Raw genomic sequence first — 20,431 nt, 5'->3', positions numbered from 1 at the left:
GCGCGGCCCGACACACCCCCACTGCTCGTCACGCTCCCCCACTCCTCGCGGGAATACCCCCTAGGGGTATATCTTTGTGGTGCGGGACACGGGATCGGGCCACACTGGACGGGAATGGGGATGACGGTCATGGACCACACCGCACACCACACCAGCACCGCTCACGACCACGCCGCGCACCAGGCGAACGGTGGCCACGGCGGGCATGGCGGCGCGTCCTGGGGAACGGCGGCGAAGGCAACGCTGCACTGCCTGACCGGATGCGCGATCGGCGAGATCCTCGGCATGGTCATCGGCACCGCCCTTCTGTGGGGCAACGTGCCCACCATGGTCCTGGCAATCGCGCTGGCGTTCCTCTTCGGCTACTCCTTCACCCTGTTCGCCCTCCGCAGAGCGGGCCTGGACTTCAAGAGCGCCATCAAGGTGGCGCTGGCCGCGGACACCGTCTCCATCGCAATCATGGAACTCGTCGACAACGGCGTCATCGCCCTCAGCGGCGCGATGGACGCCCACCTGTCCGACTCCCTGTTCTGGACCGCGCTGCTCGGCGGCTTCGCCGTCGCATTCGTGATCACGACTCCGGTCAACAAGTGGATGATCGGCCGGGGCAAGGGCCACGCCGTCGTGCACGCCTACCACTGACCTCTCTCACACACGGCAAGCGCACGCCCGGGCGGCACCCTCTGCGGGTGCCGCCCGGGCGCGTTTGTCTGCAGCGCGTCATCTGGCCATGTCCGGCGACCGACACGGTTCGGGGCTGGAGTCAGTGCGGCAGGAGGCTCTGCTCGCGCCGGCGGCGCCCGTAGCGGGTCACGCCGCGCGGCTTGAAGACCGACAGGGCCGCTGCGGCGAGCAGGACCAGCAGGGCGGCGGCCGCGTCGGCGATCAGCTGGATGCGCATGCCTTCCAGCTCGCCGCCCGCGAGTGTGGCCCGGGCCGCCGCGTCGGCGAGGTGTCCGACCGGCTGCATGTGCAGCAGCAAAAGCAGCGTGGCCAGCACGGTGATCAGCAATTTGGCGATGACCCAGTAGTGGCGCAGCAGCCCCCAGACGGTGCCCAGCGACTGGAGCACGCCGGTCAGCAGCGAGGCGATGCTGAGGGGAACGATCACCAACCACCCCACCAGCTCCATCGCCACATAGGCGCCCTGCGCCGTCTGGGGCGCGCTGCTGGTCAGCCCGGCGACGGCCAGCGCCAGGAAGGCGGCGACCGCCCCCAGCCAGCCGACCGAGGCGGTGACGTGGAGGGTGAGGGTCAGCTTGCGCAGCCGTGGCGGGAACGGTCTCACGGCGTGTGCCCGTGCATCCCGCCGCCGGCCAGGTGCACGATCACGAACACCGCGACCAGGACGACCGCGACCGCCGCGGACACCTTCACCCAGCGGGGCGGCCCGTCGTCGTCATCGGCATCCGAACGAGGCGGTGAGCTGGCCATGGGGGCCTCCACACGTTCAATCCGGAGCGTCAGCCGCCCCGGCCGTGCTTTTGCGAGACAGAGTGTCTCTCTTGCGGCGGAGTGTATCCACTCCTGGACGTCCGTATCCTTTGGGGGTGCCCAAGCTGTGGAACGAGACGATCGACGCCCACCGCCACGCCGTGCGCGAGGCCATCCTGGACGCCACCGCCCAGCTGGTGGAGACGGCCGGCCTGCGGTCGGTGACCATGTCCCAGGTCGCCGAGCGGACCGGCATCGGGCGCGCGACGCTCTACAAGTACTTCTCCGACGTCGACGCCGTCCTCCTCGCCTGGCACGAACGCCAGATCACCGGACACCTCCAGCACCTGGCGGAAGTCCGCGACCGCGCAGGGACAGCCAGCGAGCGCCTCGAAGCCGTCCTGCGGTCGTACGCGGCCATCGCCCGGCAACGCCACGGCGGCGAACTCGCCACCCTCCTCCACCAGGGCGAGCACATCACCCACGCCGAACGACACCTGACGGGCATCGTGGAAGACCTCATCGCCCAGGGCGCGCAAGCAGGCGACCTGCGAAGCGACGTCCCGGCCGCCGAGCTCGCGCAATACTGCCTCCACGCCCTGACCGCCGCCGCCGGCCTGCCCTCCGAAGCCGCCGTGGCCCGCCTCGTCGACGTCACCCTGGACGGACTTCGCTCGACTCCCTGACTCAGGTGAGCGTGACCCTGGGCGCTGGTGCAATCGGCCGCGATCAGACTTCGTTCGGGTGAGGCGGCGCTGCGTGTCCTGAGAGAGCGGCTGCATCTGGTGATCCTCAAGTATGTCGGTCGGTGACATCGAGAGGACTGGGGTCTGCTCATGGGTCCGGACATGCGCACTGGCGAAGGGGCGGATACAGCCAGCTCGCGAAGCCGCGCGCTGACGCTCGCCGGCGGGCTCATGCTCGGGGGCTTCCTTCTCAATGCCATCTTGACCGCGACGCTTCATCCCTCTGGGGAGGAAGACGACCATCCTGCGATCTTCACCGAGTACGCAGACAGCGGCACCTGGATCGCCGTTCATCTTGGCCAGTTCATTGGCGTCCTGGTGACGCTGAGCGGCCTGCTCGTGCTGTACCGCGTTCTGCGCGGTGCCAACGGGCCTTCCCTGCTTGCGCAGCTCGCGGCCGCAGGAGCCGTGGCGACCGCCGCGATCTGGGCTGTCCTACAGGGGCTGGACGGCGTGGGGCTGAAGCAGGCCGTGGACTCCTGGGTGAGCGCGTCGGGCGCGGAGAAGACGATCCGCTTTGCCAACGCCGAGACCGTGCGCTGGCTGGAATGGGGATTCCAGAGCTACTTCCGCATCCTGCTGGGGCTGACCCTCGCCCTCTTCGGGACTGCGATCCTCACCAGTCGCCGGATCGCCGGCTGGCTGGGCTGGGCGGCCCTTGCCGCGGGTGTGTGCTCTGTGATTGTCGGAGTCGACGTGGGATACAGCGGCCTGGCCAGTGGGCTCCAAGACGTCCTCGGTATCGCCTTCTTGATTCTCGTCCTGATCTTCGCCGTCGGAGTACTCATCACCGGAGTACGCGAGCACAATCGGCGCGACGGCTGAACCGATCGGTGCTCAGGTAACTGTCCGACAGACGGGCGAAGGCGTTGATCGATGCCCGCAGGTAGCCGCGCTGATGACCGGCGGCCCCGTCGGTGGCCGCGTCTTCATGCCCACCGCCGACAAGCTCCAGGCGCTGGCCGACCTCGGGTAGGAGTGAGCGGCCTAGCCAATGATCATGCAGCGGCCTGCCACCCGATAGCCAGGCATACAAGCAGCGCAACACCGTCGAGCGGTGCATCAACCGTCTGAAGCAATGGCGCGGCATCGCCACCTGCTACGAGAAGACCGCGACCATCTACCTCGCCGGACTTCACATCGCGGGTGTCTTTCTCTGGTCCGCCCGCTGATCCAAACGAAACCGCCTAGTCGACGAAGCCGGCGCTGAGGTGCAGCCGGCCAGCGACTATCGATGCGATCGGGTACTGGGCGATCTCAGCCCGCTGACGTGCCGCCGCCACAGCGGCCAGGCCCCCAGGCAGCGGATCGGGCTTCCGGGCGGCAGACAATGAATCGATCGACAATATATGTCGGTCACTGATATATATAGGCGGCATGAATGAGCGACCGCTTCAGGAGCCGACGCTGCTCCTGCTCACTGCCCTGGCCGACGAGCCCAGGCACGGCTATGGACTGATTCAGGAGATCGACGCGATCTCCCAGGGCCGTGTGCGGATGCGCACCGGTACTCTCTACGGCGCGCTGGACCGGCTGGTCCAGCAGGGCCTGATCCGGGTCGAGCGCGAGGAGGTCGTGGACGGTCGGGCGCGCAAGGTCTACGCCCTCGCCGAGGCCGGCCGAGACGTGCTGGCCGCTGAGACGGAGCGGCTGCGTGCTGTCGTCGCCGAGGCGGAGCGTCGACTGGCCGCCCGTCGCGCCCACGCCATCCGCCCAAAGGGGGCCCTGGCATGACGCAGCAGCACAGCTCACTCGCGTTCCGCTGGGCGCTGCGCCTTCATCCGGCCGCCTACCGCGCTGAGCACGAAACCGAGTTGACCGCGATCTATGCCGAGGCGACGCAGGATGCCGGCCCGCTCGGTCGGCTGCGCGAGGCGCTCGATGTCGCCGGCCATGGCCTGCGGCGGCGCACCGGCCTGGGCTCCGACCGGATGGCGGGTCAGGTCCTTGCGCAGGCGGCCCCGCTGGCTATCGCCGTGGCGACGGGTAGCTTCGTGGCGGGCCTGCTGTGGCTCTTCGCCCCCGGCGTCCGGACCTTGCCGGCGTCCTCGCTCCCGAATGTGCTGAGCCTGGCCAACACGGGCCTCACGCCGCTGCTCTGGCTGGCGGCGCTCGCGGCTGTCTGGACCGGGCGCTGGACCGTGGCCCGTGCACTGGTCGTGCCGGCGATGGTGCTGTGCCTGGCCGACGTCCTGCTGGCCGCGTTCGCCTCCTCCGGCTTCCACGGCACCCCCTCGATCGCAGTGATCCGACTGGCCGTGCCGCTGCTCACCGGCGCCGTCGTCCTCGCCGCACCCAGGGATCTGCTCGGCCCCTCCCTGTCACAACGCCGCACGATCATGGGAACCACCGCCCTGGCGGCCGTCCTGATGTCGGGCGTGCAGCTCGTCGACATGTACTACCCCTTTGCGCTGGGCGTTCTCAGCGTCATCGGCCCGCTGTGGGCCGGGGTCCTGTGGGCCGGGGTCCTCGCGATCGCCCTGCTCTTCGGCACGCGTAACCGGTTGACCGTCGCGGGCGTGGCGGTGGCCGTGCTGCCCACCACGCTGCAGGTGACGGTCCAGCTCACCCCCGCGGGCGTGGTTGTCCTGCTCCTGATCCTGCTCAGCAGCACGGTGCCCTTCCTCCGCGCGCGCCGACGCCACTTCCAGTCAACCCCGCCGAGCGCGGCATAGCTGGCTCCGGGACCCCGGGCCGCACCCCGGATCGGCCCGGCGCTTCTGCCGGGCCTCCTGCTAGCCGGAGACTTCGCACATAGGGAGTTAGATTCCCCAGCCAGCGGGGTCGTGTCTCGTCGACGCCGAGGAGTTCAAGCAGGTGTGCTTGAACTCCTCGGTTGATGAGGCTCACGCGGTTGTCGGGGTAGAGACCGCGCATGGTCTGCTCGGAGCCCAGGCTTGGCGGACCTGGCGTCCGATCAGGCAGAACACCTTGTCGCGGACGCGGTCGACGGCAGCTTCAGCCACGCGCCGGGCTTCGCGGGCGTCATCGAGGCTGATCTGCTGGGCGACCTGGCCGACGCCGACCAGGTCGTCACCCTCATGCTGGTCTCCCTTCTGCAACAGTCCGATTCCGTAACTTGCCTGCGCTGTCACGCCTGCAGCTTCGCGTGAGGCCGAGGCGAGGCATGGTGTCACTCGCCCAGTGCGGCGAGGATGTCGTCCTCTCGTATCCCCCCGGACAACACAGGGCCGCCAGCGAGGAGGAATACCGGCGGGACCGGCAGGTCGAGTGCGCGGACGCGAGCGAGTTCAACCTGTAGTACTTCCGCACCGCCACTGGTGGTCATGACGCTCGTCTCCGCAGCGAGCCGGTCGAGCACGGCAGTGTCCGCGATGTTCAGGCCGTCGGCGAAGTACGCGCGAAACAGTCGCTCGGCCATCTCTTCGCCCTTGCCTTGCGCGGAAGCCTGCGCAGCGAGTCGGTGCGCGTCGAAGGTGTTGGTGAACACCGCGCGGCGGAAGTCGAGTTCGAGGCCGTCCTCGGCGCCGAACGAGGTGTCGGCGGCGAGCCGGGCCGCCACGGCCGCACCGCGCTCGCGCGCCCAGACCTCGACCAGCGGTTCACCGACGGGTGATGCCTGGGGACGGAGCTGGACAGGACGCAATACGGTTTCAACGGTGCCGCCGTCCGCGCGGTAGCGGCGGACGGCCCGGAGGTAGCGGATGAAGCCGAGGTGGCAGTGGACGCAGACGAAGTCGAGGACGGCCTCGACGCGGTGGGTACGGTGCATGGCCGGACTCCTGTCGGTGCGGGTGGTATGCGGCGCCTCAAGCGTCACCAGGGCATGGGGCCGTCGGCCGTGTAATAGCCGCCGGTCGGTCCGTCGGGGCCGATCGAAGCCATGCGGACGATGATGTCGGCGCCCTGCTCGACGCTCTGGGCGCCGGTGTGGCCGTTGAGGTCGGTGGCGGTGTGGCCCGGGTCGACGGTGTTGATCCGCATGCGCGGCAGGGCGCGCGCGTACAGCACCGTGATCATGTTCAGCGCGGCCTTGGAGGAGTTGTAGGGCAGCGAGGAGATCCACAGCGGGACGAGCGAGGCATGGGCGGCCGGGTCGGCCGCCACGGCCAGCGAGCCCAGGCCGCTGCTGACGTTGACCACGACCGGCGACGCACTTCGGTGCAGCAGAGGCAGGAAGGCCTGGGTGACGCGCACGGCACCGAAGACGTTGGTGTCGTAGACCGCGAGCATGTCCGCTGCGGTGACCTCGCCGGCCGTCCGCATGGGGCCGGCCACGCCCGCGTTGTTGACCAGAACGTCGAGGTGCCCGGTGTGCTCGCGGACGTGCTCGACGGCCGTCGCGACGGAGTCGTCGTCGGTGACGTCGAGGAGCAGCGGGCGGGCGCCGACCGCCCGGGCGGCCTGAGCGCCACGGCGGGCGTCACGGGCACCCAGATACACGGTGTGCCCCGCCCGCGTCAGGCGGCGGGCGGTCTGCAGTCCCAGGCCCTTGTTGGCCCCTGTGATGAGGGTCGTCGTCATGTCCGGCAGCCTCGCCGCCCGGCGGCCGGCCGGACAGATCACTGCTGTTCCTGGTAACGCCGGTACCAGGACGGTGTGGAGCGGGACGCCGATACTGGGGCCATGAGCACACAGGGCGACAGCGGGCCTTCCCGGCGGGAGAGCGATCTGGGAAAGGCATTGCGCCGGTGGCGCGATCGCGTACCTCCCACCGCGGTTGGGCTGCCGAAGGGGCGAAGCCGCCGGACGCCCGGGCTACGCCGCGAGGAACTGGCCCTGCTGGCAGGGATATCCGCGGAGTATGTGATCCGCCTGGAGCAGGGCCGGGCGACATCCCCCTCCGCCCAGGTGCTCGGTGCTCTGGCGCGGGCGCTTCGCCTGTCGGAAGCCGAGCGTGCCCATCTGTTCGCGCTGGCCGGGCAGCCCGAGCCCACGGACAGCCGGCTGCCGGGCCGGCTCACGCCGGGGGTGCAGCGGCTGCTCGACCAGATGCCGGGCACTCCCGTCGGCGTGTACGACGCGGCCTGGACCCTCATCGCCTTCAACCGGCTGCACGCCGCACTACTGGGCGCCCCGTCCCCGCTGGCGGACCGGGAACGCAACCTGGTCTGGCAGCACTTCACCGGCCCGCCCGGCCCGGTGCGCCACACCCCAGTGCAGCAGGCCCGCTTCGAAACCGCCGTGGTCTTCGACCTGCGGTCCGCGTCCACCCGCTACCCCACGGACCCGGTCCTGCGCCGCCTCGTCACGGACCTGCGCAGCACAAGCCCACGCTTCGCCACCCTGTGGGAGGCCCACGAGGTGAGCGGCCACATGCTGCACACCAAGACCATCCACCATCCCGAGGTCGGGCCACTTCACCTCGACTGCGACATCCTCACCGAACCCGGCGGCGACCTGCGCATCGTCATCCTCACCGCCCCGCCGGGCAGCGACACCGCCAGCCGTCTCGGACTGCTCGACGTCATCGGCACCCAGCAGATGACCGAACCATCCCAGCTCCGACACAGCGTTAACCCGCCCACATAGCTCCCACCATTCAGCCAGCCCGAGCCCACTCCACCATGGTTGAACTCCCACACCGGCCGTCGACAAGCCCGACGGCATCGCCATCTCCGGCTTCTTCATCCTGGGCATCATCACCGTGTCGCTGATCTCCCGCGTCTCGCGCACCACCGAACTGCGCGCCGACCGCCTCGTGTTCGACGAGGCCGCCCGCCGGTTCATCGCCGACACCCTCGCCCACGACGAGTCCATCAATATCATCGCCAACCGCCGCCAGGCCGGCGACGAAGCCGAGTACTCCGCCAAGGAGCGCGAGCAGCGCGGCACCAACCCGGTCCCGGGCCCCGCTGACGTGCTCTTCCTGGAGATCGACGTGGTCGACCCGTCCGACTTCAGCGAAACCCTCACCGTCCACGGCGTCGAAGTCGACGGCTACCGCATCCTGCGCGCCGAGGCACCGGCCGCCCCCAACGCCATCGCCGCCATCCTCCTCGCCCTGCGCAACGCCACCGGCGTGCTGCCACACTGCTACTTCTCCTGGGCCGAAGGCAGCCCCCTGGTGCACATGATCCGTTACTTCCTCCTCGACCGCGGTGACACCGCCCCCGTCACCCGCGAGATCATCCGCAGCAACGAACCCGACCCCGACCGCCGCCCCGGTATCCATGTCGGCGGCTGAATCCGACACCTCCGCCTGGGAGCGCGGCGGACCGCCGACCGAAAGGGAACAGACGCGATGTCGCACTCCGACGACCCCTACCGCGGTCTCCGGCGCATCCAATACGGCCTGTTCCTACTCACGGCCGCCCTCGGAACCGCCGGAGTCCTCACCGAATCGCTGTGGCTCATGGGGCTCGCCGCCTGGGCTCTGATCGCGGCCGGTCTCATCGAAATGATCTACAGGCCCTGAAAGCCCAGCCTCCCAGGCGAACGCCGGCATGCAGGGCCTCCGGGTTCCGTTCCTGTTCGGCTGCACAGCCGTCGGCCACACAGTCACCTCAAGGCAGCGTCGGCCGGTCCGCCACGGCGAGCTGCTCGTCGTGCACGTTGGGCGCAGCGACGGCCTCGCCACCGATGTTCGGCGTCTCAGGCCGGGCAGAGCTCCATCCACACATCGGTCCCCGAGCAGCTACGGATCGACGACGCCTCCGTCCGGTGGCGCCACCCTGCATGCCGGCACCGTGCCCGCCCCGATCTTTTCCCTGCCGACGTCGCCCCCTGCAGTCCGCCGCTTTACGGCAAGCCGTCAGGCACGACAGCGGGGCCAGTGGGGAGTGCTGCCTCCTACTGGGGGGCGGCGTCCGGTGACGTCTCCGCCCGGGTCGTCGGGCAGGGCGATGCGGGCGGTGATGCGTTTGCCGACCGGCTCCCGCTGGACCTCGAAGCCCTGGGCGACGGCCCCCAGCCGGGCCGAGGCCGCACGGTTGGCCCCTGGGAGAGCGTGGAGATCGAAACAGCCGAGTCCATGGCCGGCGGCGTCGCCCGCGCCCTGCACACCTCCATGCTCTACGAGAACGAAACCCGCCTCGTGGAGGAACTCCGGGCGCTGGATCGCGCCAAGAGCGACTTCCTGTCCACGGTTTCCCACGAACTGCGCACCCCGCTGACCAGCATCGTCGGCTACATCGAACTCCTCAAGGACGAAGACACCGGCCCACTGACAGGGCAACAGTCATGCCGGGCCCGGAGGCCAGCGGCCCCATTGCGGAACCGCGAAGAAGATAACCGAGGGGGGAGGCCTCAGGCGGCACCTCGAACCCGGCTGCCGGCCTCTCCACCACGGTTTGAGCACAGCCCGGAGCGCTGGCAAGTTCGGCTATGAGGGTTGCCGTGTTACGGCGAAGAGTGCCCGGTCGGTCGGCAGGCCGGCGGCGTCGAAAGCACGATGTCGCCCGAGGTGCTCAACGTGCCCCCCGCTACAGGTCTCCCGCAGGTACTCGGTGAGCCAGGCGTCCGGCGTCGGCAGCATGGCCGGAAGACCGAACGACTCTGGCATCTCGTTCTCGCCGCTGTCGAAGAACATCACTTTGCCGGTTCGGGCCCAGATTCCCCGCACCAGCTGTGCAGCGGTGGTCAGGCCCTGTTGTCGGACCAGGTGATGCCACAGGGACAGCATGAGTGTGCAATCGGTCGCCGGCAGGAGGCAGAGAGTGTCAAGCCGAAGCTCGAGCTCCATCACTGCGACGTTGTCCAGCTGGTTGCGTCGCACGGCTGTCGTCGTCGTCCGGACATACTTCGGTACGGATTCAACCGCGACGGTCGGCACTCCACGGCTGGCCAGTTTGATCGGGTAATAGCCGACGTTCGCGCCGACATCCATCGCGCTCTGTACGCCCAGCCGCTCGATGACCGGCTCCATGGCCACCCAACGCGACCTGCAGCCCACCGCTCGCTTCGCCTTTCGAACCGGAAGGCCGGGCACTGGCTGATACAGCCCATCGGGCAGACAGTCGAGCCCGAGGCGGACCACATCGATCACGCCATTAATTCTGCGGCGGGCACGGTGCATCAACCCGGACACCGGGATCCCCTGATGGATGCGCACAATGCGCGTCGAAACCTGAGTCCTGTCCGTTTGGCCCATGGTCACCTCGACTCAGCCTATGAAATGCCCTGCGTCCGATCCATTCGGTGGACGACACGGACATCAATCGAATCACCCCAAACAGTAGCGAGTGAACCGTATCGCACCATAACTGAAGGAGAGGGACAGCGACGGCATCAAGAAGCCGCTGTGGCGCACCCGCTGACGGCCGCTGCTCCCCGGCGTTCGTCAAGGCTCGTGCGAAGTCCGCACACCCGCTTCACGCACAGCAACCTGGACGGCTCCGTTCCCGGCGAAACCGCACGCCCGTAAGCGCCACGGATCGCAAAGCAGCATCGAAGCCCCCCGTTACCTTTTTCGCGGCTCCGCAATGGGGCTCCGGTCTTCGGGTCCTGACTTCCCCCTGCCGCCCGGTTGGCCGGGCGGCAGCCCGATCCGGGCGAACGAGCCCGGAGCGCCCGGCACGGGCGTGGTTGCCGCCAGATAGTGCGAGAGGTTGGGGACCGTCCAGGTGGATCCCTCGCGGTAGTGCTCGCGTACCACCTCTGTGGGGAGGGCCCACTTGTCGGCCTGCGTACGGCGCGGTCGCGGCTTCTCGTCCTCGGCGGGCGCCGCCGGACCGGACCGAGGAACTACTGCTTTGGTTGGTACCGGTAGACGGAGACGTGAGAGCGCGACTCGGCGGTGAATTCGGCGCCGGTCCAGTCCGCGTGCCTGGTCTCCAGCTCGAATCCGGCCAGCTGGGCCATGAGGTCGAGTTCGGCCGGCCAGATGTAGCGGTGCGGGCCGCGCGACAGCTCAGCCTGGTTGGTTTCGTCGAAGTGGATGTGGTGCGAGACGACGTGCTGGTTCAGGACGTCGTAGGTGTCCAGACCGATGTAACCGGGCTCGGACTGCCAGACGACGGCCGTCTGACCCGGCGGAAGCTTGCGCAGTTCGGGTACCCAGAGCTCGATGACGAACCGGCCACCAGTTGTGAGGTGGCGGGCGGCGTTGCGGAAGCACGCGACCTGCTCGGCCTGGGTGAGGAGGTTGGAAATGGTGTTGAAGACGAGGTAGACCAGCGTGTACTGCCCGGGGGCCACGGCGGTCGCCATGTCACCGATGACCACGGGGATCGTCGTTTCGTCCGCCTTGGTGCGCAGCTGATCGACCATCGGACGCGACAACTCGATACCGGTGACCGGCACTCCTCGCTCGGCAAGCGGGATAGCCACCCGGCCCGTGCCGACAGCGAACTCGAGCGCCGCTCCGTCGCCCGCGAGCTCAGCGAGGCGGTCCACGGTCGGCCCGAGGATCTCCGGCGCAAACATGCCCGTACCGGGGGTGTCGTAGCGCTGGGCGGCATCGGTATCCCAAAGATCCTCCTGCGTCATGCCGCCAGCCTTCGCCCTCGGCCCGAACGATGTCCAATGATTATCGGCCCGCTACCAAGCAGCCGCCTGGATCACATCTACGGCGATGTCCTCGACCGACCGGCCGTCGGTCGGGATACGGACGGTGCCCGCCGGAGCCTTCTCGTCCAGTTCCCGTGCGTTCCGCAGGCAACGCTCGATGTGAGCTGCGAGCCGATCTCGCGTCGCGCGAGCCGTTCCCGCACGGTCGCTTCCTCAGCCGTGAGCAGGACGCACGTTGCTCTGACCTCGCCTCCGCCCATGGCCCGGCTGATCATCGGCGCTTCCAGGATGCTCACCGTGTTCGTGTAGACGAGGCGATGCTGGCCGAGAGCGGCGTAGTTCGCCCAGACCGCCGCGGTGTTCCGTTCGGTGATCGGGGAGCTCGACGTCTTGCCGGCAACGATGCACGAGCTCGTCAGGCGGCATGATGGATGACGAGCTTGAACTCGGCGAGGGTCAACAGACGCGAGTTGGCGTCGTTGTGCGTGACTCGGAGCGCAACCGGGGTTCCCGGGTCGACGAAGAGGCCGTGGTTCTTGACGTAGAACTGGCCGCCGGGTGTCGGCGTGCGGTGCTCGGTCGCCGTGGTGTCGTTGGGGTTGGGCGTCAGGCCCAGCGGGTCACGTACGTACTGGTCGCGCAGCTCGGTGTAGCCGCCCGTGCCGCTGGCGGCCTCCCACTGGATCATCGCGTGCAGGTGGCCCCAGCCGGCTTTGGACGGCCAGATCAGGCCGCTGCGGTCGTCTGCCGCCCAGTCACTCACCACGTAGCCGTCCGGCTGGGCGGCCTGGTGCATTTCGAATCGGTCCGTCGGCTCCGCCGCTCCGAAGGGGAAACGGACGATCTTGTAAGTGGTCCCCGGTGCGATCAGCTGCGGCGTATCAACCTTGAGAGAGCAAACCTGCACGCCGGGCGCAACTGCACCATCCGTAGCCATAGTTCATCATTGCCCGCAGCTGGTCGGCGCCATGCCCACACTGGAGTACCGCGATGCGCCGCGCGCCCTTCTCCCGCCCCCGGCACTGACCAGCACCGCCTAGTCCAAGATCGGCGACGCGAGCAGCCTGATGTGCAACAGTCGGCCATTGGCGTGCGGCCGGCCGCGGTCGACCAGTGCAGGGTCGGGTCCCGGACCAGCGCGGGATGACGATCAACCGCACGGCTGGGCCGTCCTCGGCCTGGGACCTAGTGTCGCATCAGGCAACGTTCGCCCTGTCGACCACTTCTCGTAGCCGTTCGTCGGCGGCGTGCTTGTTCCGCCAGATGATGTAGCGGCGGATTATGCTGCCGGTCCGGAGCTCGGCCGTCGCCGAAGCGCCCGCGCCAGGACACGCTGGGCGCCAAATCCGATGACCTGTTTTCAATAGGGCAAGGGCAGGACGGCCGCGAAGAAGACCAAGAAGAAGGCCGCGGCCGAAGAAGACGTCCGGGCGCAGCCGCTCGCCGGAGCAGCCAGCGGCGCGGCTGGGGGTCCGCAGGGTGGAGTTCGAATCGCTGGCCCGTCGGCTGCTCAAGAGGACCAAGTGTGTTCGGAGTCGGTGATAATTGGTGGTGCCTGTCAATTCGAAGCCTGCATTCTGCCGGGTTGCGGAATCTGGCTTGCTCTCAGGTCAGCGGGGTGTTGGCCAGAACGCGGCGGAGGATGCTCCAGGAGAGGTCGGATTCGGTAGCGAAAACGCCGCGTTTTTTGGACTTCTCGTCGATGTAGTCGAAGGAGTCGCGGTTGTAGCTGTCGCCGTCTTTGTCGTGGACGACGGTCTGGTCGGGGTTGAGGTAGACGTGGAAGCTGGCGCCGAAATCGGCGGTGGAGTTCATGTAGCCGGGGCCGGTGGTGCCGCCGCCGCCGTCCATCGGGCAGTACACCCGGTGCACGGCGTAGTTGTCCTTGGAGAGCCAGGCGCACTGGCCGGGGGTGAGGGTGAGCAGGCCGAGCTTGCGGGCGTCCCACTCGAGGTGTTCGTAGACCATGACATCCAGCTGGCCGGCGAGGCAGAAGACGATGCCGGTGGTGTGGCCGTGGGAGTGGATGGGCGAGTAGTGCTGGGCCGGCCAGATCTCCAGGACGACGGGCGAGCCGATGTCGCCCTTGGGGTGGTCGTCGGGGTGGAGGTGGCCGTGTTTGGCGGCCAGGTGGTCGTAGTCGCCCCGGCCGGAGCAGGCGACGCGAATGTAGGGCGGATGGGTGTGGTCCTTCTTGTATTTCTTCAGCAGGATGTGGCGCAGCAGCCCCACTTTGTCGCCGGGTTCGGCGGCGGGGGCCAGATGCTTGCGCATCGCTTCGACCTCCCACGCGGACAGGCGCAGGTCCTCGGCCTTGCGTGCCAGGTCCATGACGGCTGGCGGGATCATCAGCTGGCGGGCGTACTCGTCGAAGGATGTGGCCTGCCCGATCACCAGCGACGGTACGGCCTCGGCGCCCTTGAGGCGCAGCTGCCGTTCCTCTTCCTTGGTGATGTGGAAGGGATACTTCGGCCCGCGGGGATCCGGAGGGCCGGCGGAGGTATGGGTGGCGGTCAGGCTCATGGGAAGACTCCTCGTGTTTTCCGGTGAACGCAGCTGACACAGGCCCTTGAAGGACGGCAGAGGACTGCCAGTGACACCGTCTGCGGGTAGCCGCCGTTGCATCGCCGTCCCGGCTGACACTTGGCGGCCACCCGCTGATGGACCGGCACGCTTCAGGTAGAACTTCCGCGACAGCGGCGTTCGTAGTGGTGGGGAGTCAGCCCTGGTCCTCGGACGAGGGATAGATCCGCCACAGCTGGGAGAGGTTGGGTCCGCCCCACATGCGGGTCAGGCCCACCAGCCGGTCGTTGCCCTGGAGGTGGTCGGCGATGGCCAGGGCGTAGCGCGGGTGCACGACCGAGACCAGGTAGAAGTCGTTGCCTCGCTCTGCGTGGGAGACCAGCCGCCAGTGCTGGTTGAGGCTGTCCGTGCGTTCTCGAAGGGTCACGGTGTCGGGCGGGTTGGCCCCTGCGGTGAGGCAGCGGTGGTTGGCGTACGACTCGATGCGCACCGTGCCGTCGGCGTTCTGCCGCAGGAACCACCGGTGCGAGTTGTTGTCCTTGGCGAAGGGGTCCTGTGCCCAGGTCTGGGTGTGGTTGCCGACACCGTCGTGCCAGTCGTTGCACATGAAGTAGGTTCCGGTGACGTGGTGGGTCATCGTCACCGATCCGCCCGCGAGCAGTACGAGGTCGCTCAAATCATGCTCCTCAGCCTCGAGAGTTTTTCACCGGAGCAGGCGCCCCGCCCCTGCAACTCAGCGTAAAGAGCCGGCGGTTGCTCCACAGCATGATTAACCGGCCGTTTCCCGAGGTCAGAGCCTGTCCGGGAGATCTCGAACGAGTGGACGGCGCTACTCGAACTACCTGACCGAGCGTCACCCAGATGTCCCGCACGCGGCGCAAGGGTGCGCCAGCGCACCCCCGGACTCGAACGGGCACAGCGAACACCACACGGCACGCGAGAGCGGCAAGAACGAGAAACCGACAGCTCTCCCGACGAGGCGCCTGTCTCATACTGCGGGCCGGAGCTCACCCCGAGCTCACGCACCGGCACACGGAACCAACCCGTCCGTGGGAACCACAATCCGGTAGGACCACGACCGACGCACAACGCACCTGTCACCAGGAGCTGATTGCCCACGTACTCGCGCGATCGGTATCACTCGCTATACGAGATCGTGCGTCCATGCCCCGAACTGGTCCCCTCCCACCGCGTCCTCGTGGCAGATCGCTGATGCGCATGTGGCAGAGCCGGGCCTGGCCGTGGTGGAGGTCGCGGCCGCCGATGAGCAACCGCGCTCGCGGTCCAGGAGCTGCTCGCCGCACAGTGCGTGATCGCACCGGCGGACCGCACGACTCGGGAGCCCGGCGAGCCCGGTGTACGGCTGCGCTGCTTCCTTGACTTGCGTCAGGAGCCCGGCGCGTAGCGCTGCGGGCAGCCATGCTCCGCTGACCAGCCGTGGTCGGAGTCCTGGTCGGGCCAGCGGCAACGTGGTCGGCGCCGTGGTCGGTCTTCTCAGTGGTGTGGTCGGGTCGGGGAGCTCCGGCGGGAAGTGCCGCTCCAGGATCTCCGCCCACCGGCGCGGGACGACGAGGCCAGGACCTGCGCACTCTCGCGGCCCACATCCGCGCCGACGCTGAAGGCCGGTTGGCTTTGCCCACGAGAATGGACAGGAGGCATACACCGCTTCCGGAGGCACCTCGATCGGCGACTGTTCGATGTTCGCGAGAATTGAGCAGCACGCTGTCTGCACCCGACGGGCCCGCCCGTAAGCGTGCTTGTGTCCAGGGACGGGATCCGTAACGCCGGTCTCCGAACTGAAGCGCAGGGGTGCCCCGCCCCGTAGGAGGGCGGCGCGGCTCCGGACTGCTCTCGGGTCCGCGCCTCAGCTGGTCCTGTTCCATCGCTGGCGGTCAGCCGCGCACGTGCAGCCCGAAACCCGTGCGCCCCGCGGGTTCCAGTCCCTCCTTCAGGTGCAGCGAGGGGATCTCGTAGTCGCCGAAGTTCTGTCGCCGGAATGCGATCGGCTCGGTCGACTCCAGGGTGAGCAGGCGCTGTTCCCAGGCCTTGGCGACGTCCGCATAGTCCTCGCCGGTCATCCGGTCGGCGCCGTACAGCACGAACGGCGGCAGCACCTCAATGCCCGGGTAGTAGAGGATGCCGTGCTGGATCGGGAACAGCAGATCGTCGATGGGGCCGTTGATCCCGCGAGCGGCGTAGTGCGACTCCGGGCCGCCGGCGGTCACTGACAGCAGAGCCCTCCTGCCCGCCAGGGTGCCTTCGCCGAAGCGCTCGCCGTACTTGGTGTCGCTGTGCTCGCCGACGCCGTAAGCGAAGTGGTAGGTGAACACCCGGTCCACCCAGCCCTTGAGGATCGCGGGCATCGTGTACCACCACAGCGGGAACTGGAAGATGATCGTGTCGGCCCACAGCAGCTTCTCATGCTCCTCGAGGACGTCCGCGGTGAGCGTCCCGGAGTCGAAGGCCCGGCCCGAGTCCAGGGCGACCTTCAGCGGACGTGAGGCCTCGGGGCCGTAGTCCGCGGCGTCCACGACCGCCTTCCAGTTCATCGCGTACAGATCGCTCACCCGTACCTCGTGCCCGGCGTTCAACAGCGTGGACACCGCGAGGTCCTTCAGCGAGCCGTTGAGCGACTTCGGCTCCGGATGGGCATAGACGATCAGCGTCTTCATGGGAACTCCTTCGGATCGGATGCCTCCGATCCTGGGCGCCGCGCCGCCCGGCGTTCAGGGGCTCCTCATCCATCGGACGGGACTTCCTGGTAACGGCAGGACCACCCTCACGGGCCCCCGCCGTGGCCATACTGGGCACATGGACGATCTTGCGAGCTTCCTACGGACCCGGCGTTCCCGGGTCGACCCGGCGGCCGCCGGCATCCCCACCGACAGCCGCCGCCGGGTCGAAGGGCTGCGCCGCGAAGAGGTCGCGCACCTGTCCGGCGTCAGCGTCGACTACTACGTACGCCTGGAGCAGGGCCGCGCGACCCAGCCCTCCGAGCAGGTCCTCGACGCCCTCGCACGCGTCCTCGGCCTCGACGAGACCGAACGCGGGCACCTCTACCGGCTCGCCCGGCAGCGCCGCCACCGCGCTAAGGCACCGAGCGGGCGGGTCCGGCCGGAGCTGCTGCGCGTCCTGGACCTGGTAGCCGACGCCCCCGCGCTGATCATGAACCACCGGCTGGACGTACTCGCCGGGAACCGCCTCGCCGGACTCCTCTACGGCCGCCCGATGCCGGGCCTGAACACCGCCCGGCACATCTTCCTTGAGGAAGCCGAGCGCGGCCTGTACGCGGACTGGGAGAACTGCACCCTCGACGTGGTCGGGCACCTGCGCCTGGCCGCCGGCAAATACCCCGAGGATCCCCGCCTGGCCTCACTCATCGGCGAGCTGGCGATGGGCAGTGAACGCTTCCGCCGCCTCTGGGCCCGCGCGGACGTACGCGCCCGCACACATGGACAGAAGGCGTACCGGCACCCCCTGGTCGGACTGCTGGAACTGCACCAGGAGAACTTCGCGCTGCCGGACGAATCAGGCATCGAGCTACTGGTGCTGTCCGCGGCCCCCGGCAGCCCCGCCGAGGACGGACTGCGCCTGCTCGCCGGCCTGGGCGCGGACACCGGTGACGCCGCCCATCCCCCAGTGAACGCCCAGATCCGCGAGTAACTCAACGACGCCCCCACCGCCACCCCAACACACCAGAAGCCGGGATGGTGCCGGCCGCTGTCGTGTCTGCTGGACAGTTCGATCTCTATGTGCGGCGGGGTGCCTCCCACAGTGCCGTATATCTGCTGTCCGTTCTCGGGTTCTTGTCCAACTTCTGTAGAGCTCTCACGCTCTGTAACCCGCCGGGGCTGGATGGCCCTTCGTGACTCGTTGACAGACCTGTTTGGGATCATGCCCACATGGACTTCGACCTCGCCCCACCGACCGGCGTTGGCCCGTTGCGGATCGGCATGACTCGGCACGCGGCCAACACGGCGCTGGACTCGCTCCGCGATCTCTCTGCGGTCTCGGAGTCTGATCGGCCGGGGCAGCACGTCTTCCGTCCCAGCGGGCTGATGATCAGCATCCACTGCATGCGAGACATGCTTGAAGCCATCGAGTTGGGAAGGCCGTCGTCCCAGACGGACCGAGTGCTGTTTCAGGGTGTGGACGTGTTCGCGCTTCCGGCCCGCGAGGTTGTCCAGCGCATGGGCGAGTTCACCTCGATTGAAGAAGATCCTGACGACGATGCTTCATTCATTGCCCCGGACTTGCTGCTGAGCTTCTGGCGTCCGTTCGCAGCCGACGATGAGCCCGAGGAAGAGCAGGGCTACCACTTCAGCTCGGTCCTGCTGGCACGGCCTGGCTACTACGACACCCCTGCTCAGGCTGCGGAGTGACTCCAACAGAGCTCGTGACGGGCCCGTCAGGACGCCAGCAGGACTCGTTTCCGCAAGAGGCCGAAACCGGCCCGGCCGTACATCTGGCGCTTGATCATTTTGATCCGGTTGACGTGACCTTCGACGACGCCGGAGCTCCACGGCAGTGTGAGGCCGGCGGTGACGGCGGCGAGATCGCGTTCGAGGCCGTTAACGAAGGTGTGGAGGCTGGGCAGGTCGTCGGCGCGGACCGCCTTGATCCATTGCGGGAGCTGGTCGCCCTGGAGCTGGGTGAGCATCTTCCCGAACGCGCGGACATGCCCCGTAAGGGCATCCAGTTCGGGGCAGCTGGCGAGGACGGCTTTGAGCCTCAGGCGCTCGCTCTCCGGCAGGGTATCGGGGTGCGTAAGGATCCAGCTGGTGACCGTGCGTGGGGACGGCGGGCGGGCTGCTGGTGCGGTCGGGGTTGTGCGGAACGGCTGGAGGTAGGCGCGGACGGCTCCGTAGCCGCCGGTGTAGCCGTGAGCCTTGATCTCTTCCCAGAGGGTCCAGGCGTTCGTGCAGCCTTCGGCCCATCGCTCGTGCAGATAGGGCTTGAAGTCGTCGAGCTTGGTCGGGCGGTTCTGCCACTGCCCCTGGAACAAGTCTTCCGGCCTGGCGGCGTCGGCCAGCCGTTGGACGGTTCGGTAGGTCATGCCGAGCTGGCGCTGGATCGAGCGTCGGCTGTGGCCGGCAACCAGCAGCGCGTGGACGGTGGCGTGCTTGGCCCGGGTGCGATCGGCGAAACGGTGCCCGGTCGGCCATGGCGACCCGCTCTCGGCCGGGGCCGGCGCCTTCTCCGGCACCGACTCTACGAAGGTCGCACGGAGGCACGGGCGGTGGCGGGAGACACACCGCTCAGCCGCTTCGCCGAGGTTGCGCCACAGGTGGAACCGGTCGGCGACCTGGACCGCAGTGGGCGCCCCGATCCTGGCCCCCTCGGCGAAGAATGAAGCACGGTCACGGCAGACGACCTCGATCCCCGGGCGTTCGGCCAGCCAGGCCGCGACAGTGCCCGCCTCACGATCCGGCAGCAGGTCAATCGGCCTGCGAGTCTCGACGTCGACCAGCACAGTCCCGTAGACACGGCCCTTTCGCATCGCGTACTCGTCGACGCCGACCACCCGCGGGACCTGTGGCTGGGGTTCCGGGAGGGCGTCGACCAGCCGCAGGACCGTATTCCGGCTGATCCTCGCCCCGAAGACGTCGGCCAGCCTGGCACCGGCACGGCCGGCCAATGCGAGGCCGACCTCGGCCAGAACTGACCGCATGCGTTCGGTCCGCTGGCTGTATCGCCGGGTCAGGCCCGCGACCTGTTCGACGAATGTCCGCCGCACACAGGAGACGTCCTCACACGTGAAGCGCCGGACACGAAGCCGCAGCACCACCCGCCGTCCCGCCACGGGGAGGTCAGCTGGAAACCGCAGGTAGGAGCCGTGCACCCGCCCCGACCAGCTCCCACAACCCGGGCACCGAGCCCCAGCCGTCCGGCATCTGACACCGACCCGAATCACCTCGCCATCGTCCAGCACCGACTCCACCCTGCTCCCCGGATCCGCCAGGAAGAGCAGCTCTTCCAGCCGGAGTACCTCGCGCACAGCCCAGAACCATCAGCCCGAACGTTGTCGGCACCGGCAGTTTCCAGACGATCTCGCGAGATCTACCAGCAAGATCAACAGTCACAGGGAGTATGCACACCACAGAAGTTGGACCAGAACCAAAACTCAGCGATACCACTCTCCGCCAACACCGGGCGGTGTCGCCGTCGATCGACAACCGGTGTCAGAACTCACTGATAGAGCCAGCCGTCGCGTCCCCGCGCAAATCCACCTCGACCTGGCGTGCGCCGGCGTACCGACCGTCCGCGCCGCGCCCCGGGCGCCCGGTGAGGCCCTGTCAGGTCCGGGTCGTACGCTT

General features: G+C 68.3%; 23 protein-coding genes and 4 pseudogenes. 14 read left to right on the top strand and 13 right to left on the bottom strand.

The window, feature by feature from the left end; all coding sequences use genetic code 11:
- The first annotated feature begins 129 nt into the window (after positions 1–129).
- Positions 130–642: a DUF4396 domain-containing protein gene (locus tag QC385_RS21165; RefSeq protein WP_279542856.1), complete on the top strand. Its 513-nt coding sequence runs from the start codon at positions 130–132 to the stop codon at positions 640–642.
- A gap of 121 nt (positions 643–763) precedes the next feature.
- Here the strand turns inward: QC385_RS21165 and QC385_RS21160 are convergent, their stop codons facing one another.
- Both QC385_RS21160 and QC385_RS21155 read right to left on the bottom strand, forming a co-directional pair.
- A complete protein-coding gene (locus tag QC385_RS21160) occupies positions 764–1,288 on the bottom strand; it encodes a hypothetical protein (protein WP_279542855.1) in 525 nt (174 codons plus the stop codon).
- A complete protein-coding gene (locus tag QC385_RS21155) occupies positions 1,285–1,434 on the bottom strand; it encodes a hypothetical protein (RefSeq protein WP_279542854.1) in 150 nt (49 codons plus the stop codon). The genes QC385_RS21160 and QC385_RS21155 overlap by 4 nt, the downstream gene beginning before the upstream one ends.
- 116 nt (positions 1,435–1,550) lie before the next feature.
- Here QC385_RS21155 and QC385_RS21150 point away from each other — a divergent pair, with 116 nt between their 5' ends.
- From QC385_RS21150 to QC385_RS44085, 6 genes and pseudogenes are all read left to right on the top strand, one after another.
- The gene (locus QC385_RS21150; RefSeq protein WP_279542853.1) at positions 1,551–2,120 is read left to right on the top strand and encodes a TetR/AcrR family transcriptional regulator; all 570 of its coding nucleotides are present in this window, start codon (positions 1,551–1,553) and stop codon (positions 2,118–2,120) included.
- Between the two features lie 162 nt (positions 2,121–2,282).
- Positions 2,283–3,005: a hypothetical protein gene (locus QC385_RS21145; RefSeq protein WP_279542852.1), complete on the top strand. Its 723-nt coding sequence runs from the start codon at positions 2,283–2,285 to the stop codon at positions 3,003–3,005.
- Between the two features lie 194 nt (positions 3,006–3,199).
- Positions 3,200–3,352: pseudogene (locus QC385_RS21140) on the top strand (IS5/IS1182 family transposase); the annotation flags it as partial.
- 205 nt (positions 3,353–3,557) lie between these two features.
- On the top strand, positions 3,558–3,914 hold the full coding sequence (locus tag QC385_RS21135; protein ID WP_189944291.1) for a PadR family transcriptional regulator: 357 nt from the start codon (positions 3,558–3,560) through the stop codon (positions 3,912–3,914).
- A complete protein-coding gene (locus QC385_RS21130; protein ID WP_279542851.1) occupies positions 3,911–4,855 on the top strand; it encodes a hypothetical protein in 945 nt (314 codons plus the stop codon). The genes QC385_RS21135 and QC385_RS21130 overlap by 4 nt, the downstream gene beginning before the upstream one ends.
- A gap of 222 nt (positions 4,856–5,077) precedes the next feature.
- Positions 5,078–5,293, top strand: coding sequence for a hypothetical protein (locus tag QC385_RS44085; protein ID WP_336621314.1), 216 nt, complete (start codon positions 5,078–5,080; stop codon positions 5,291–5,293).
- A 20-nt stretch (positions 5,294–5,313) separates the two neighbouring features.
- On the opposite strand, the gene QC385_RS21120 is transcribed toward QC385_RS44085, so the two are convergent.
- Both QC385_RS21120 and QC385_RS21115 read right to left on the bottom strand, forming a co-directional pair.
- Complete coding sequence (locus tag QC385_RS21120; protein ID WP_279542850.1) at positions 5,314–5,913, bottom strand: DsbA family oxidoreductase; 600 nt, start codon at positions 5,911–5,913, stop codon at positions 5,314–5,316.
- Between the two features lie 44 nt (positions 5,914–5,957).
- A complete protein-coding gene (locus QC385_RS21115) occupies positions 5,958–6,665 on the bottom strand; it encodes an SDR family NAD(P)-dependent oxidoreductase (RefSeq protein ID WP_279542849.1) in 708 nt (235 codons plus the stop codon).
- Positions 6,666–6,767: 102 nt separating this feature from the next.
- On the opposite strand from QC385_RS21115, the gene QC385_RS21110 reads away from it, so the two are divergent.
- The 4 genes from QC385_RS21110 to QC385_RS44275 all read left to right on the top strand — a co-directional run bounded on the left by QC385_RS21110 (position 6,768) and on the right by QC385_RS44275 (position 9,471).
- Positions 6,768–7,673 carry a helix-turn-helix transcriptional regulator gene (locus tag QC385_RS21110; RefSeq protein ID WP_279542848.1) on the top strand — a complete coding sequence of 302 codons (906 nt, stop codon included), beginning with the start codon at positions 6,768–6,770 and terminating at the stop codon, positions 7,671–7,673.
- A 115-nt stretch (positions 7,674–7,788) separates the two neighbouring features.
- A complete protein-coding gene (locus QC385_RS21105) occupies positions 7,789–8,328 on the top strand; it encodes a hypothetical protein (RefSeq protein ID WP_279542847.1) in 540 nt (179 codons plus the stop codon).
- A gap of 57 nt (positions 8,329–8,385) precedes the next feature.
- Positions 8,386–8,559, top strand: a complete 174-nt coding sequence (locus QC385_RS21100; protein WP_279542846.1) for a hypothetical protein — start codon at positions 8,386–8,388, stop codon at positions 8,557–8,559.
- A gap of 357 nt (positions 8,560–8,916) precedes the next feature.
- Entirely contained in the window at positions 8,917–9,471 is a 555-nt protein-coding gene (locus QC385_RS44275) for a histidine kinase dimerization/phospho-acceptor domain-containing protein (protein ID WP_443032950.1), read from the top strand.
- On the opposite strand, the gene QC385_RS21090 is transcribed toward QC385_RS44275, so the two are convergent.
- The 7 genes and pseudogenes from QC385_RS21090 to QC385_RS21065 form a co-directional block, all read right to left on the bottom strand.
- Positions 9,466–10,239 (bottom strand): hypothetical protein, encoded by a 774-nt coding sequence (locus QC385_RS21090; RefSeq protein WP_279542844.1) that lies wholly within the window; start codon positions 10,237–10,239, stop codon positions 9,466–9,468. The two genes, QC385_RS44275 and QC385_RS21090, sit on opposite strands and share 6 nt — an antisense overlap.
- 587 nt (positions 10,240–10,826) lie before the next feature.
- Positions 10,827–11,570 (bottom strand): class I SAM-dependent methyltransferase, encoded by a 744-nt coding sequence (locus tag QC385_RS21085; protein ID WP_279542843.1) that lies wholly within the window; start codon positions 11,568–11,570, stop codon positions 10,827–10,829.
- A gap of 51 nt (positions 11,571–11,621) precedes the next feature.
- Positions 11,622–11,968: pseudogene (locus QC385_RS21080) on the bottom strand (hypothetical protein); the annotation flags it as partial.
- A 38-nt stretch (positions 11,969–12,006) separates the two neighbouring features.
- A complete protein-coding gene (locus tag QC385_RS21075) occupies positions 12,007–12,528 on the bottom strand; it encodes a hypothetical protein (RefSeq protein ID WP_279542842.1) in 522 nt (173 codons plus the stop codon).
- A 259-nt stretch (positions 12,529–12,787) separates the two neighbouring features.
- Positions 12,788–12,880, bottom strand: a pseudogene (locus tag QC385_RS44080) (transposase); the annotation flags it as partial.
- A gap of 316 nt (positions 12,881–13,196) precedes the next feature.
- Positions 13,197–14,114, bottom strand: a complete 918-nt coding sequence (locus QC385_RS21070) for a hypothetical protein (protein ID WP_279542841.1) — start codon at positions 14,112–14,114, stop codon at positions 13,197–13,199.
- A gap of 196 nt (positions 14,115–14,310) precedes the next feature.
- The gene (locus tag QC385_RS21065) at positions 14,311–14,790 is read right to left on the bottom strand and encodes an RICIN domain-containing protein (protein ID WP_279542840.1); all 480 of its coding nucleotides are present in this window, start codon (positions 14,788–14,790) and stop codon (positions 14,311–14,313) included.
- A gap of 418 nt (positions 14,791–15,208) precedes the next feature.
- On the opposite strand from QC385_RS21065, the pseudogene QC385_RS44270 reads away from it, so the two are divergent.
- Positions 15,209–15,519: pseudogene (locus QC385_RS44270) on the top strand (DUF6207 family protein).
- Positions 15,520–16,006: 487 nt separating this feature from the next.
- On the opposite strand, the gene QC385_RS21055 reads toward QC385_RS44270, so the two are convergent.
- Positions 16,007–16,786 (bottom strand): NAD(P)H-dependent oxidoreductase, encoded by a 780-nt coding sequence (locus QC385_RS21055; RefSeq protein ID WP_279542839.1) that lies wholly within the window; start codon positions 16,784–16,786, stop codon positions 16,007–16,009.
- Positions 16,787–16,925: 139 nt separating this feature from the next.
- On the opposite strand from QC385_RS21055, the gene QC385_RS21050 reads away from it, so the two are divergent.
- Both QC385_RS21050 and QC385_RS21045 read left to right on the top strand, forming a co-directional pair.
- Positions 16,926–17,777 carry a helix-turn-helix transcriptional regulator gene (locus tag QC385_RS21050; RefSeq protein ID WP_279542838.1) on the top strand — a complete coding sequence of 284 codons (852 nt, stop codon included), beginning with the start codon at positions 16,926–16,928 and terminating at the stop codon, positions 17,775–17,777.
- A 239-nt stretch (positions 17,778–18,016) separates the two neighbouring features.
- Positions 18,017–18,496, top strand: a complete 480-nt coding sequence (locus tag QC385_RS21045) for a hypothetical protein (protein WP_279542837.1) — start codon at positions 18,017–18,019, stop codon at positions 18,494–18,496.
- 26 nt (positions 18,497–18,522) lie between these two features.
- Here the strand turns inward: QC385_RS21045 and QC385_RS21040 are convergent, their stop codons facing one another.
- Positions 18,523–20,112, bottom strand: a complete 1,590-nt coding sequence (locus tag QC385_RS21040) for an ISL3 family transposase (RefSeq protein ID WP_443032949.1) — start codon at positions 20,110–20,112, stop codon at positions 18,523–18,525.
- Between the last annotated feature and the right edge of the window lie 319 nt (positions 20,113–20,431).

The organism is Streptomyces sp. DH10 (genome assembly GCF_029813805.1).
Taxonomy (GTDB): domain Bacteria; phylum Actinomycetota; class Actinomycetes; order Streptomycetales; family Streptomycetaceae; genus Streptomyces; species Streptomyces coeruleofuscus.
The sequence above is the reverse complement of the archived record's forward strand: the minus strand, read 5'-3'. Positions and strand labels throughout refer to the sequence as shown.